Here is a 13830-nt window from a genome sequence, read left to right on the forward strand (position 1 = left end):
CGTCATTCTAGGGGTCTGCCCCAGGACGTCATGTCCGTGACCCCGCCAGGCCCTGCCCGCCCCTACCATCGCAGGCGCATCCCCCAGCCCTCACCAACACCCTAGGAGACACCCATGCTCACCCTGTGCGGATTCGCGGCCAGCAACTACTACAACAAGGTCAAGCTGGCCCTGCTGGAAAAGCAGCTGCCCTTCAACGAGGAACTGGCCTGGCTGGGAGAGACCGACATGGCGCTTTCTCCGCTGGGCAAGGTGCCCTACCTGCGCATCGACGACGGCCGGGGTCTGTGCGAGTCGGCCGCCATGGTCGAGTACGTGGAGACGCTGTCGCCCTCGCCGGCCCTGCTGCCGGCCGACGCCTTCGAGGCCGCCAAGGTGCGCGAGCTGTGCGTGTACCTGGACCTGCACCTGGAGCTGGTGGCGCGCATCCTCTACCCGCAGGCCTTCTTCGGCGGCCAGGTCAGCGACTCCACCCGGGAGCGCACGCTGGCCCAGCTCGACAAGAACGTGGCGGCCTTCGCCAAACTTGCGCGTTTCTCACCCTTTGTGGCGGGCGACAGCTTCACGCTGGCCGACTGCTGCGCCATCGTCCACCTGCCCCTGGTCAGCGCGGCCAGCAAGATCGTTGGCGGCCGCGACGTTCTGGCCGACCTGCCCGTGCGCGAGTACCTGGCACGCATGGCCGAGCGGCCCACGGTGCAGCAGGTCAATGCCGACCGCAAGACCAATACGGCGCTGATGATGGCCCGCTACGCCAGCGACAAGACCCCGGCCTGAGGCGCGGGGCCTTCACTCACTCCTGCAGCCAGCGCAGCAGCCCGCTGGCGCGCTGCGTGGGGCTGCCAACGGCCGAGGCCACCAGGCCCGGCACCTCGGAGAACAGCGAGAAGGCCTGGCGGGCGCGCGTGATGCCGGTGTAGACCAGCTCGCGCCCCAGCACGCTGCCGCCGCGCGAGGGCAGCACCAGGGCGGTGTGCTCGAACTCCGAGCCCTGGCTTTTGTGCACCGTCATGGCGAAGGCGGTCTCCACATGGGCCATGCGGCTGACGCCGACCGAGCGCAATTCGTCGCCCTGCAGGAAGTAGACGCGCAGCAGCTGCCCTGGCTGCCCCTGGTGCGCTCCCGGCAGCGCAATGCCGATGTCGCCGTTGAACACGCCCAGCTGCGCGTCGTTGCGCGTGACCATGACGGGACGGCCCGCATACCATTCGCCGCCTCGGCGGATCACGCCCTGCGCATCCAGGGCCTGCTCCACCGCGCGGTTGAGGCCGGACACGCCCCAATCGCCCTCGCGCACGGCGCACAGCAGCCGGAAGCGCTCGAAGGCCTGCAGCACAGCGACCACCCAGGCGCGGTGCGCTGCCTCGTCGGCGCCGGCCGCATCCGGCCGGCCCTGCAGCGCCTGGGCATAGAGGGCATAGCTGGCAAGACCGCCGCGCCCGTGCACGGCCAGTTCGGTCACGGCGTGCACGCCGCCGCCATGGCGTTCCCACAGCTCGGAACCTGCGCCGGCTTGCGTGCCGGCATCGAGCAGGGCCTGGGCCTTCACCGCCTCACCGGCATTCACGGCGTGTGCCAGCTGGCCGATGGGGCCGCCGAAGCGCCGGCTCTCGCGCAGCATGACGGTGTGCTGCGCCAGCGCTGGCGCACGATCGCCGTCGGGCGCCGCGAACTGCGGCGGCAGCCGCTGGCCCGCCACGCGCAGTGCGTAGTCCAGCGTGTCGGGCAGGTAGCGCCCGGCCTGGGCATCGCGGCACAGGTCGCCCAGCACGGCGCCCGCCTCCACCGAAGCCAGTTGGTCCTTGTCGCCCAGCAGCACCAGGCGGGCGCCGGCCGGCAGTGCCTCCAGCAGCGCCGCCATCATCTCCAGGTGGACCATGGAGGCCTCATCGACGATGAGCACGTCCACGTCCAGCTGCCGCCCTGCATGGAATCCCCAGTGCCGCGTATCGGGCCGCGCGCCCAGCATGGAGTGCAGGGTGCGCGCCGCACCCATGCGCTGCACCAGGCCCGCCAGGTCGATCTCGCCGCCCATGCTGCCCTGCAATTGCAGCAAGGCCCCGTCGATCGATTGCTTCAGCCGCGCAGCCGCCTTGCCCGTGGGGGCGGCCAGGGCCACGCGCAACTGGCCGGCATCGGGCGCCGTGGCAAACAGCAGGGCCAGCAGCCGTGCGGCGGTATAGGTCTTGCCGGTGCCGGGGCCGCCCGTGATCACCGACAGCCGGCCGCGCAGCGCCAGCGCGCAGGCCAGCTTCTGCCAGTCCACGGCGCCACCGTCCGCCGCAGGCGGGAACAGGCGGTCCAGCCAGTGGCGGGCCAGGGCTTCGTCCAGCGGCTGGCCGGCCACGGCCTGCGCCGCCGTGCGCTGGATGACGTGGGCGGCCACGGCGCGTTCGTAGTCCCAGTAGCGGCGCAGGTACAGCAGCGGCGCGGGGCCGTCTGCGCCGGCCAGCACCAGGGGCTGGCCGAGGTCCTCGCTGCCATCCTGTCCATCTACCTGCTCCCCGTGCACCACGCGCACCACGGGGCTGGCGCTCAGCGCCGCAACCCAGCCGGACAGGCGCGCAGGCAGCATCTGCCACAGGGCCTGCTGCGCGGGCAGCGCATCGGCCGGCCAGGCCAGCACGTCGTTGGGGTGGCCGGCCAGCGGCGCCAGGGGCAGGCAGCTGTGGCCGCGCCCCTCCATCTGCGCCAGCAGCGCGGCGGCCACCAGCAAGGCGGGCCCGGCCTGTGCATCCTGCCCGGCGACGAAGGAAGCCAGCGCCGCATCCAGCCGGCGCAGCAGGCCCGCGTCGGCCCAGCGGCGCAGCAGGGCCAGCACTTCATTGGTGTCTGGCGGCACGGCGCCCGGCGGTTCGCCGCCCGGCCGTTCATGGAACAGGTCCAGCGTGGCCGTATCGATGGTGCGCGAACGGGGGCGCGGGCTCATGGCAGTTCCTCCGCGTTGGCGCGGCCGGGACCGAGCAGTTCATCGAGCGCATCGAGCAAGGGCAGCTCGGGCGCCATGGCATGCATGCCACCGGCCGGGCCATCGATGCCGCGCAGAAAGTAGTACAGCGCACCGCCCAGCTGGCGCTGCGGCTCGTAGGCCGTGCCCAGCCGGCTGCGCAGCAGCCGGTGCAGGGCCAGCAGGTAGAGAGCGGCCTGCACGTCGTAGCGGTGGTGGAGCATGGCGCGGGCCAAGGCCTCCTGGCCGTAGGCGGCGCCGTCCGGGCCCAGGTGGTTGCTCTTGTAGTCAAGCACCCAGTAGCGGCCCTCGTGGCAGAACACCAGGTCGGCAAAGCCCATGAGCATGCCGTGCAGCGAGCGCTGGGGCAGCGCGGGCCGGTCCTGCCCCGGCAGGATGAAGCGCCGGCACAGCTGGTCGATGCGCTCGGCCGGCAGCTGGCGCGCGGGCAGCCAGAACTCCATCTCCGACAGTTGCGGGCCCAGCGTGGCCAGCGTGACATCGAGCGGCGCCAGCGGCTGGTGGACCACGGCCGTGAGCCAGGCCAGCAGGTCGCGCGCCTGCTCGCCCCGGCCCGCGCGCTCGCAGCGGCGCACCAGGCGATCAGCGAGCGCACCCTGGCCGTCCACGGGCAGGGCAAAGTCTTCGCCGCCCAGCCATTCCAGCTGGTCGTGCACGAAGTTGCCGACCACGGGGCCGCGCAGAAAGCGGTGCCAGACCGCAGGCCCGCCGGCCGGTCCATCCTGCAGGGGCTGCAGGCCCGCCAGGCCGGCGATGTCCGCCAGTTCCGGCGATGGCGGAGGCTCCAGCGCCTGCTCATCCTCGGCCGGGCGCTGCACGGCCACGGGCAGCACGGGCAGGCTGGGCGCGGCCATGGCACGCACCAGGGCAGAGAAGCTGCCGATGCCCCAGCGGGTGTCGAAGCGCGCGTCGTAGGCAGGGGCATCGTGCAGCGGGGTGGCGCCAGCCGGTGGCTGCCAGCGCGTGCGCTGCAGTGGCCCGGCATCCAGGTCGCGCCAGGCCATGTGCGGGTCTTCTCCGCACAGCTGCTGCAGGCCGTCAAGCCAGCCCTGGGCCGAGCGCGGCTCGGTGCCGCCCAGCAGGTAGCCGGCGGCGCCCTGCTCGTTCACGCAGGCCTTGCCGTTGCCGCGCCTGAGCGGGGCCAGGCCCAGCCACAGCGCATGGCGCGGGCGGGTGAGCGCCACGTAGAACAGGCGCAGGTCCTCGCGCAGCCGCTCGCGGTCGGCCTGGGCCAGGTCTTCGTCGCTGAAGTCCAGCAGCAGCCTGCGGGCCGGGGCGGCATCGTCTTCCCCCCCCTCCTGCGCGGACAGGGTCAGGAACGGCGTCCTGGCCCGCTCCATGGGGCGGAAGCTGCCTGCGAACGGCAGGCAGACCAGCGGGTACTCCAGGCCCTTGCTCTTGTGCACAGTGACGATCTTGACCAGGTCGGCATCGCTTTCCAGGCGCACCACCTGCTCTTCGCTGCCGCTGCCCGGCGCCTCGATCTGGGTGGCCAGCCAGCGGATCAGGGCCTGCTCGCCCTCCAGCTGGGCGCTGGCGGTCTGCAGCAGCTCGGCCAGGTGCAGGTAGTTGGTCAGGCGCCGCTCGCCACCCAGGGCCGGGTCCTGCAGCCAGCGCGCGGGCAGGTCCAGGCGGTACAGGGTCTGGCGGAGCATGGCCAGCACGCCCAGGCGCAGCCAGATGCTGTGCAGTTCGCGCAGCTGCTCGCTGCGCGCGTCAAAGGCTTCCTCGTCGGCGGCCAGCCAGGCCAGCTCGTCCAGCGACAGGCCGATGAGCCGCGTGGCCAGGCCCGCGCGCACGGCCTGGGCGTCCAGCGGCGCGGCAACGGCGCGCAGCCAGTACAGCAGGTCATGGGCCTCGTCGCTGGCGAACACCGAATCCTGGTCCGACAGGTAGACCGAGGCCACGGCGCGCGCCTGCAGTTCGCGGCGCACGGCGGCCGCCTCTCGGCCCGTGCGCACCAGCACGGCGATGTCGGCAGGCCGCAGGCGCACAAGGCGGCCATCGGGCTGCACAAAGCCGGCCTGCGGGTCGGCCAGCCACTGCACGATCTGCTCGGCGCAATGGGCCGCAAAGCGCCGCCGTACCTCGTCGGCCGACAAAGGCAGGGGGATGCCGGTGTCCTCGTCACGGCCCGCGCTCCAGGCCACGGTGAGGGCGGGCATGGCGCCGTCGCGCGTGTGCAGTTGCTCGCTGCGCCCCTGGGCGGCCACGGGCTCGAACGGCAGCGGGTTGTGGCTGCCGCGCCGGAACATGAAGGCGCCCTCGCCCGGCCGCTGCTCGGCCTGCGCGAACCAATGGTTGACGGCACCCACCAGCGCCTGGGTGGAGCGGTAGTTGGTGCCCAGCACGTAGTGGCGCCCCTCGGTGGCGCGGCGCGCCTGCAGGTAGCTGTGGATGTCGGCGCCGCGAAAGCCGTAGATGGACTGCTTGGGGTCGCCGATCAGCAGCAGGGCGCTGTGCGGGTCGTTGGCCGCCGTGCGGTAGATCTGGTCGAACAGGCGGTACTGCAGCGGCGAGGTGTCCTGGAATTCATCGATCAGCGCCACCGGGTACTGGGCCAGGATGCGCTCGCGCAGCACGGTGCCGTTGTCGCCGGCCAGGGCCGTGTCCAGGCGCTGCAGCATGTCGGCAAAGCCGAAGCTGCCGGCCTGGCGCTTGAGGTGGGCCAGCCGCTGCGCCACGCGCGCGGCCGCATGCAGGCGCACGGCCACGCTGACGGGCGGCAATTGCTCCAGCTGCACCAGCAGCGCCTGCAGCTCGGCCAGCTCCAGCGGCATGAGCACATCGCCGGCCGATCCCTTGAAGGCCTCGGCCAGGCCCTCGGGGCTGAGGCGGTGGCGCGCGGCCTCGGTCAGCGCCAGCGGACCGTCCAGCGGGGCGCGCGACCAGTCGGCCAGCGCGGCCAGCCAGCCGGTGTAGCGCGCGGGCTGCAGCTTGCGCTTGTCCCACAACGCGCCCTGCCCGTCGAGCTGTCCATCCAACCACCGCTGCAGGCGCTGGGCCTTGTCGTCCCAGCCGGCCGCCAGGGCCAGCAGGCGGCTGCGGCGCTGTTCCATGGCGCGCTGCAGGCAGTCGGCCAGGCTGCCCTCGCCCGCACCGGGCACGGGGGGCTCGCGCAGCAGGGCACGCATGTCTTCGACCAGGGCATCGACGTGGGGCCAGATCTTCAGGGCCTCGTCCAGCAGTTCGTCGGACAGCGGGTAGCACTGCTGGCGCCAGTAGTCCTGCGCGGCCTCGGTCTGTCGCTGGCTTTCGTCAGGCTCCAGCGTTTCGTCGAAGAGGTTGCCGCTGTCGAAGGCATGCTCGCGCAGCATGCGCTGGCACCAGGCGTCGATGGTGTGGATGGCCGCGTCGTCCATGCATTCAGCCGCCATGGCTAGGCGCCAGGCCGCTCGTTCACGGGCCGCGCCTTCAGGGTAGGCCTCGCGCAGCGCGTGCAGGAAGCCGTCGTGGGGCGCAGGTTCGGCCTCGCCACGAAAGCACTGCACGGCCTCGATCAGGCGCTTGCGTATGCGGTCGGACAGCTCGCGCGTGGCCGCGCGCGTGAAGGTCATGACGAGGATGTCGGGCGGCATCAGCGGGCGCTCGAAGGCCGTGCTGCTGATGCCGTCCAAGCTGCCCTCGCCATGCCCCAGCACCAGGCGCAGGTAGAGCGCAGCGATGGTCCAGGTCTTGCCGGTGCCGGCGCTGGCCTCGATCAGGCGGCTGCCCCACAGCGGAAAACGCTGTGCGTCGAGCACATGGCTGGTCACGCCGCCGGTCACTTCGCTGGTGCTCATGGTGCATCCGCCTGGTAGGGCTGGACCTGCACCTGCGCGGCCACCCAGTCGAGCAGCGGCGCGTGGACGGCATGGGCCAGTGCCTCGAAGCGCCCATCGGCGACCAAGGCCTCGAAATCGGGATAGCAGCGGGCCCAGGACGGGTCCTCGCCTTCGCCGCCGACCAGATGGCCGCCCTCATAGGCCTGCTGTGCCGCAGCGGGAAGGCCTTCGGCCATGGCCAGGCCGCTGCGCAGCGGCAGGGGCAGCGGACCGTTCTGGCCTTCGCGCCACAGGGCCATCAATGCACGCAGCCGTGCCAGCGCTTCGGAAGGGTCCATGGGCAGGACCTGCACCAGGCCGTCGCGCGCCACCACGCGCAACTCGGCCTGCGAGCCGCTGGCGGCCAGCGCCAGGCTGCGCAGGTAGACCGGCATGAGCTTGTCGGCATGGGGCCGGCCCTTGGCATTGAGCAGGTTGCGCGGGTCCAGCAGCAGCCAGCACTGTGCGTCGTCCGCCTCGGGGGGCTCTTCGGTTTCGCAGGACTGGCGCAGCCCGTCGATCCAGTCGTCGAACACCAGGCCATCGTCCTCGATCAGCAGCCGCCTGCGCGGCGCGGGATGGGCATACCGATCCAGTTGCTGGCGCCAGGCCCGCAGCGAAGGCGTGACCGAGGACTGCAGCGCCCGCGCGCCGCGCTCGCCCAGCCCCGCCAGCGGCAGCCGCCCCGAGCGCGTGAGGCGCGCCACGGCCGCTCGCACACTGTCTTCCATGGCCTGGGGCGCCTGCCCGGGCTCGGACAGGCCGGCCGCCACCTGCTGCTGCAACTGCTGCACCAGCAGGTATTCGGTCAGGCCGTCGAGCTGGAACAACTCCTCGTCCACGACCGGGTTGTCCTCCTGCTCGAAGCGCACCTGCAGGCGCTGGCGCAGGTAGGCGCGCGCCGGGTGGCGCAGGAAATCGGTGAGCCGGGCCAGCGTCAGCGGCGCCGAGGCGTCCGGGACAAAGGGCGGGCGCGGCTGCGCGGGCAGCGGAGGCAACGCGTCCGTGCCGTCAGACTGCGCATGCGCGGCCCGCCATTCGCGCGCATACGTGGTCCAGGGCGAACCTTCTTCGAAATAGCGGCGGCTGAAGGGCTGCAGCGGGTGCTGCTGCGTGCGCTGCGCCAGCAGCGGCTGGCCGCCTTCGCCGCGCCAGCCGGCCTCCAGGTAGTCACGCAGCTGGGAGACCAGGACCGAGGGCGGCTGCTCGCTGTTGTCGCGCACATGGTGGCCGGTCCAGCTGATGTAGAGCGCGCGGCGCGCGGACAGCAGGGCTTCGAGCATGAGCTGGCGGTCATCGTCGCGGCGCGCGCGGTCGCCGGGGCGCTGCTGGCCGGGCAGCGCCATCAGGTCGAAGTCGCTGCGCGTGGCGCGGCGCGGATAGTCGCCATCGTTCATGCCCAGCAGGCAGACCACCTCGAAGGGAATGGCGCGCATGGGCATCAGCGTGCAAAAGGTCACGCCACCGGCGCGAAAGCGCTGCGACAGCGAGGGCTGCTCCAGCGCCTGCATCCAGGCCTCCTGGGCCACGCCCAGTTCCACGGCCTGCGCATAGCCGGCCTGCTCGCAGGCGCGCTGCCAGTCCGTGAGAGCGGCGTCCAGTGCGGCCAGCATGGCCTCGTCCTCATCGTCGTGCGCCTTGAAGAAGTCCTGCAGCAGCGCGCGAAAGCGCTGCGCCCAGGCCTCGGGCATGGCGGGCTGCTCGGCCTCGCGCCACCACGCCAGCATGCGCTCCAGCAGCGCGGCCAGCACGCCGGCCAGCTCGGCCGACAGGCCGCCCACCTCGTCATAGGGCTCGATGCCGCCGAAGGCCTGGCCGTCCTGCGCCACGCCGCTGGCATAGCCCAGCAGCATGCGCTGCAGGCCGAACCAGGCGCTGTTGTGCTCGCCGCAGGCCTGCAGGCCCAGGGCGCCGCGCTGCGGCGCATTGAGTCCCCAGCGGATGCCGGCCCCGGCCATCCAGCGCGTGAGCTGGGGCAGGTCGTCGGCCGCCAGACCCATGCGCGCGGCAATCGCTGGGACGTCCAGCAGGTCGCACAGCTCGCTGAGCCGGCAGCGCTGCTGCGGCAGGCGCAGCAGCCATTGCAGGGCCACGGCCAGCGGGCTGCTGGCGCGTGCGCCCAGGTCGGCAATGTCAAAGGGAATGTGGCGCGGATCATGCCTGCCGTACTGGCCGAACACGGCGCGTATCGAGGGCGCGGCGGTCTCTATGGACGGCAGCATGACTACGACGTCACGCGGTGCCAGCGGTGCCTGCCCCGGCTGCCCGGGATCGGTCGGCCGGGCCAGCATCTGCAGCAGCTGATCGTGCAGCACCTCCAGCTCGCGCACCACGCTGTGCGCGCTGTGGAACACGATGGAGCGGTCGGCCCGCGCCACCTCCAGCGGCGGGTGCTCGGCCAGCGGCACCAGGTCGCGGATGCGCTGCTGCACCTGGGCCAGCAGCGGCGCGGTGCGCAGGTCCTCGGCATCGGTTTCGTCGAACAGGTCCACGCGCGGCATCTGCAGCTGGGCTGCGGCACCCGTGGTGTCGAAGGCGTCGAGCTGGCGCACATAGTCGCGGCTTTGCCGGCCCCAGGCGGCCAGCAGCGGATGGGCGTGGGCATGCATGGCCTCCAGCGGCAGCTGCGCCAGGTCGCGGCCGCCGCGCAGCGGCTGGCGGCGCCGCGCCATGCGCAGCAGCTCGCGCCCGTCGATGGCGTCGGCCCAATGGAAGCGGCAGGGATTGGGCACGGCCAGCAGCACCTGGCTGTGGCGGGCAATGGCGGCCAGGAACTCCAGCAGGCTCAGCGGCAGCTGGCTGATGCCGAACACCACCACGCGGCGCGCCAGCGGCGCGGCCGGCGCCTCGCCCGACTGCAGCGCGGCCAGAACCCGTCCCTGCAGGCGCGCGCGCGTGGCGCCGCGCTGGTCCTCGTCCAGCTCGGCCAGCACGGCGCGCCACAGGCGCGGCTGCCACAGCTGGCCTTCGGGCACCGAGGCGTCCGCCACACCAGGGCGCAAGGGCATGGGCAGCACGTCATGCCCGGCCTCCCAGGCGTCCAGCCAGTCGGCGCGGTAGATCTGGTATTGGTCGAAAAGGTCGGCCAGGCGCTGGGCCAGCTGCAGCAGCCGCTCGGGCTCGCCGGGGCGCAGAAAGCCTGCAATGGGGGCGAAGGCCGGGTGATGCAGGCACTGCGGCAGCAGGCGCATGAGCCGCCAGGTCATGGGTGTCTTGTCCAGCGGCGATTCGCGCGGCACGGCCTGGCGGCCCAGCACCTGGCGGTAGCTGCGCCAGACAAAGCGCGCGGGCAGTTCCACGCGCGCGGCGGCGCACACGCCCAGCTGCTCGGCCATGCGCATCTTGAACCACTCGGCCATGCCGTTGCTCTGCACCAGCACCACCTCCGGCTCCAGCACGTCCAGCGGGTGCGCAGCCAGCCATGCCAGCACCGTATCGGCCAGCACCTCCGTCTGATTACCGTGCAGGGCGATCAAGCCCGGCTGCCAATGCGATGCCACCTCTGCGCTCCCGTGCTCCAAGCCATGCGAGCAGCGAGCTTAACGCGGTTGACACGGGCCGGGACCGCGCGGGTCCATTACCAATGCAGGTAGAACATGGCCTTGGCCAGCAGCACGATGGCCAGCACGTGGCAGAACACGCTCAGGTGCAGGCGGTGCGAGCGGCGCCCGCCCAGCACACCGCGCCGGCGCCACCACATGGCTGCCAGGAAATGTCCGAACACGCTGAGCGCCAGCCCGATCTTGAGCGCCAGCAGCAGGCCGAAGCTGCTGGCCAGCGGAGCGGCAAAGGCTGCAGCCAGTGCCGCGCGATGCTGCCAGGCCAGACCCAGCCCCGCGCCGTACAGCACCAGCAGCACCCAGGGCATGACGGCCACCGCTCGGTCGCCCAGCGCCTGCTCGGTGGCGCGCGCCACGATGGCGGGCAGGTGGCGGCGCGCCCCGGCCAGCAGCACCACTTCAAAGAACACCGTACCCGCGAAGGCGATGGCAGCCAGCAGGTGCAGGGTCAGCAGCAGGCCGTAGCTCATGCGCGCCTCCTGTGCGGCAGGGGCAGCGGCAGGGATGCGGGAGCCGGCAGCAGATCGGCCAGCGTGAAGCCGTCCAGATGGGCCAGGAAGCTGTCCAGCGCCCCGCCCAGCACGCCGGCCAGCCGGCAGTCCTGCGCAAGCGTGCAGGCAGGTGGGCTGGTGCCCGTGAAGCATTCGACGATGGCAAGGTCCGGCTCCATGCCGCGCACCACGTCGCCCAGGCCGATGTCGGCCGGCGCATGGGCCAGGCGCATGCCGCCGCCCTTGCCGCGCACGGTCACGATCCAGCCGCGCAGCGCCAGCTGGTGCGTGACCTTCATGAGATGGGCTTCGGAGATGGCATGGGCCTGGGCGATATCTGCAATCGTGCACAGCCGCCCGGGGTGGCGCGCCACATGCATGAGCAGGCGCAGCGCGTAGTCGGTCATCAGGGTCAGGCGCATGGCAGGCCTGCGATCATGCCTGCCGGTCGGCACGCGGGCGCACCAGCAGCGGGGCGAAACGCCACAGGTACAGCGCAAAGGCCAATACCCAGGCAGCGGCCGAGACATGCAGCGCCGCCAGCGACAGCGCCGTGGGCAGCAGGGCCGCCAGGCGCAGCACGGCAGCGGCAATGACCAGGGCATAGGCGGCGACCATGCTGCGGTCGGTGCGCAGCGGCAGGCCCAAGTGGCCCATCGACGTCCGTGTGCACATGCCGATGATGAGCAGGGCAAAGCCGCCCGCACCGATCACATGCACGGGCCAGGCGGGGCGCAGCACCCATCCGGCCGCATGCGCGCCGGCCACCAGCAGGCCCGCACCCAGCGCCGCGTGGCCCAGGTAGAGAATCCACAGCAGCGGCACGCGGCGCACGGCCTGGGGCTTCCAGGCCAGCACCTGCCACAGGGCGATCAGGCCCGCCACGGCCAGGCCGGCGGCCAGGCCCGGCCACCAGCCCGCCAGCAGGCAGGCGATGGCCACCACGCCCGCACCCAGTTGCCACTGGCCGCTGGCCGTGTGCATGGGGATCTGCAGGCCGGACACGGCGCGCATGGCGAAGAAGGGGATCACGCGCCGCGCGATCAGCAGCGCAATCACGGCCATGCACAGCAGGCCTGCGTTGAAGCGCTGCATCAGCGCGCCGTAGTCGCCTTGCCAGATGGACCACAGGTACAGCGCATCGGCCGCGCCCAGGCCGGCCAGCAGCAGGGGCAGCCCGTAGTTGCGCCGGCTGCGCGCCACCTGAATGGCACGGCCCAGCGCCAGCGCGGCCCAGCAGAAGAAGGCCGTCTCGCACAGCGCGGCGACCGCAAAGGCCTGCGGCCCCGGCAGCAAGAAGCCTGCGCGGGCCACCAGCCACAGCAGGCACAGCGCGCCCAATGCCCGGCCCTGCAGGGGATTGCGCCCTGTCCAGTTGCTGCCTGCCGTGAACAGAAAGCCCACGGCGATGGTGGCCACGAAGGCCCACAGCATCTCGTGCGCGTGCCAGAACACGCCGGGCATGCGCCCCGCGATCCACTGCGGAGCATGGACCCACAGCGCCACCGACAGCGCGGCCCAGAGGCAGCCAAGCAGGTACAGCGGCCGAAATCCCAATTCGAGGAATGCCGTCCATTGCGGCGCCGGCTCCCGGGTTCTCAGGGGTTCCTCCAGCTCCATCCATTGCGCCATGATGTGCACTCCTTCCGGCCCGCTGCGCCTGCATAAGATGCATCCAGCGTACATCTTCAAGTGCACCGGCGAGGCGGCGGCGCAACCACCTTCTGACCCATATCAAGCAGGAGCCAAGCATGGCACTCGAACACGCAAAGCCACTGGAGGTCATCGCCCTGCACGCCCGCGACGGCATGCCCATCAGCACCAGCCTGATCCGAACGCCGAAGCTGCAGCTGCTGCGCCTGGTGCTGCCGCCCGGCCATGCCCTGCCCAGCCATCAGGTCCCCGGCGAGGCCACCATCCACTGCCTGGCGGGCGAGGCCGGCATTGCCACGCGCCTGGCCAGCCTGCGGCTGGTGGCCGGCTCGGTGGTGCTGGTGCCTGCCGGCGAGCTGCACGATGTGCACGCGCGCGGCGACCAGGGCTGCGTGCTGCTGGTGACGATTGCGGGCGCGAACGACTGAACGCGGCCGCAGCACAGGCAGGATCACGCATTGCCTGAGGCACAAAGAAAAACGGACTGCTTCTTGCGAAGCAGTCCGTAATCTTTTTCACTGTATCTGGTGGCCTGGGACGGAATCGAACCGCCGACACAAGGATTTTCAATCCTCTGCTCTACCGACTGAGCTACCGGGCCGAGAACTAGATTATATGCAGGATTTTTTGACCCAAAAACGAAAAAGCCAAAATTCCTTCAAAAAGTCTATCCGCGCTTGTTGCGGCCCAGGTCCACGCCCAGCTGGCGCAGCTTGCGGTACAGGTGGGTGCGCTCCAGGCCGGTCTTCTCGGCCACGCGGGTCATGGAGCCGCCTTCGCGCGCCAGGTGGAACTCGAAGTAGGCCTTCTCGAAACCGTCGCGCGCCTCGCGCAGGGGGCGGTCCAGATCGAAACCCTGGTGTGCATGCGGCACGTTGTTGTCCACCGGCACACGGCTGGCCGCAGGCGTGACGACGGCTGCGATGTCGGCGGGCTCGGCCACTGCGGCAGGCGCTGCAGCCGGCGCCTGGCTGGCGGCATTGCGCGCCAGGCCCTGCTCCACCGCCTTGAGCAGCTTCTGCATGGTGATGGGCTTTTCCAGGAAGGACAGCGCACCGATGCGCGTGGCCTCCACCGCCGTCTCGATGGTGGCGTGGCCGCTCATCATGATGACCGGCATGGTCAGCTGGCCCGCCGAGGCCCATTCCTTGAGCAGCGATACGCCATCGGTGTCGGGCATCCAGATGTCGAGCAGCACGAGGTCGTAGGTGTTGGAGGCGCGCGCCGTGCGCGCCTGGCCGGCGTTCTCGGCCACGTCCACACTATGACCTTCGTCGTTGAGGATTTCCGACAACAAATCCCGGATCCCCAGTTCGTCGTCGACCACCAGTATGTTTGCCATGTGTCTTAAGCCT

Annotated in this window: 9 protein-coding genes and 1 tRNA gene; 2 read left to right on the plus strand and 8 right to left on the minus strand. The window is 71.4% G+C overall.

Annotated elements, in window-relative coordinates:
• Positions 1 to 114 precede the first annotated feature (114 nt).
• Positions 115 to 777: a glutathione S-transferase family protein gene (locus HFGMBDPB_RS26955; protein ID WP_016450404.1), complete on the plus strand. Its 663-nt coding sequence runs from the start codon at positions 115 to 117 to the stop codon at positions 775 to 777.
• A gap of 16 nt (positions 778 to 793) precedes the next feature.
• Here the strand turns inward: HFGMBDPB_RS26955 and recD are convergent, their stop codons facing one another.
• The 6 genes from recD to HFGMBDPB_RS26985 form a co-directional block, all read right to left on the minus strand.
• Complete coding sequence (gene recD / locus HFGMBDPB_RS26960; RefSeq protein ID WP_212646635.1) at positions 794 to 2929, minus strand: exodeoxyribonuclease V subunit alpha; 2136 nt, start codon at positions 2927 to 2929, stop codon at positions 794 to 796.
• Positions 2926 to 6750, minus strand: a complete 3825-nt coding sequence (recB, locus tag HFGMBDPB_RS26965; RefSeq protein WP_212646636.1) for an exodeoxyribonuclease V subunit beta — start codon at positions 6748 to 6750, stop codon at positions 2926 to 2928. Before recB ends, recD begins: the two co-directional genes overlap by 4 nt.
• The gene (gene recC, locus HFGMBDPB_RS26970; RefSeq protein ID WP_212646637.1) at positions 6747 to 10271 is read right to left on the minus strand and encodes an exodeoxyribonuclease V subunit gamma; all 3525 of its coding nucleotides are present in this window, start codon (positions 10269 to 10271) and stop codon (positions 6747 to 6749) included. Before recC ends, recB begins: the two co-directional genes overlap by 4 nt.
• Positions 10272 to 10348: 77 nt before the next feature.
• Complete coding sequence (locus HFGMBDPB_RS26975) at positions 10349 to 10801, minus strand: CopD family copper resistance protein (RefSeq protein ID WP_016450400.1); 453 nt, start codon at positions 10799 to 10801, stop codon at positions 10349 to 10351.
• Complete coding sequence (locus HFGMBDPB_RS26980; RefSeq protein ID WP_016450399.1) at positions 10798 to 11244, minus strand: RrF2 family transcriptional regulator; 447 nt, start codon at positions 11242 to 11244, stop codon at positions 10798 to 10800. Before HFGMBDPB_RS26980 ends, HFGMBDPB_RS26975 begins: the two co-directional genes overlap by 4 nt.
• 13 nt (positions 11245 to 11257) lie before the next feature.
• Positions 11258 to 12454 (minus strand): NnrS family protein, encoded by a 1197-nt coding sequence (locus tag HFGMBDPB_RS26985; protein ID WP_212646638.1) that lies wholly within the window; start codon positions 12452 to 12454, stop codon positions 11258 to 11260.
• Between the two features lie 119 nt (positions 12455 to 12573).
• Here HFGMBDPB_RS26985 and HFGMBDPB_RS26990 point away from each other — a divergent pair, with 119 nt between their 5' ends.
• Positions 12574 to 12903, plus strand: a complete 330-nt coding sequence (locus tag HFGMBDPB_RS26990; RefSeq protein WP_012202449.1) for a cupin domain-containing protein — start codon at positions 12574 to 12576, stop codon at positions 12901 to 12903.
• 97 nt (positions 12904 to 13000) lie between these two features.
• Here HFGMBDPB_RS26990 and HFGMBDPB_RS26995 read toward each other — a convergent pair.
• Positions 13001 to 13076, minus strand: a tRNA-Phe gene (locus tag HFGMBDPB_RS26995).
• Between the two features lie 66 nt (positions 13077 to 13142).
• A complete protein-coding gene (locus HFGMBDPB_RS27000) occupies positions 13143 to 13817 on the minus strand; it encodes a response regulator (protein WP_016450397.1) in 675 nt (224 codons plus the stop codon).
• Positions 13818 to 13830: the final 13 nt, after the last annotated feature.

Source organism: Delftia sp. PE138, assembly GCF_018320755.1.
GTDB lineage: Bacteria > Pseudomonadota > Gammaproteobacteria > Burkholderiales > Burkholderiaceae_C > Comamonas > Comamonas tsuruhatensis.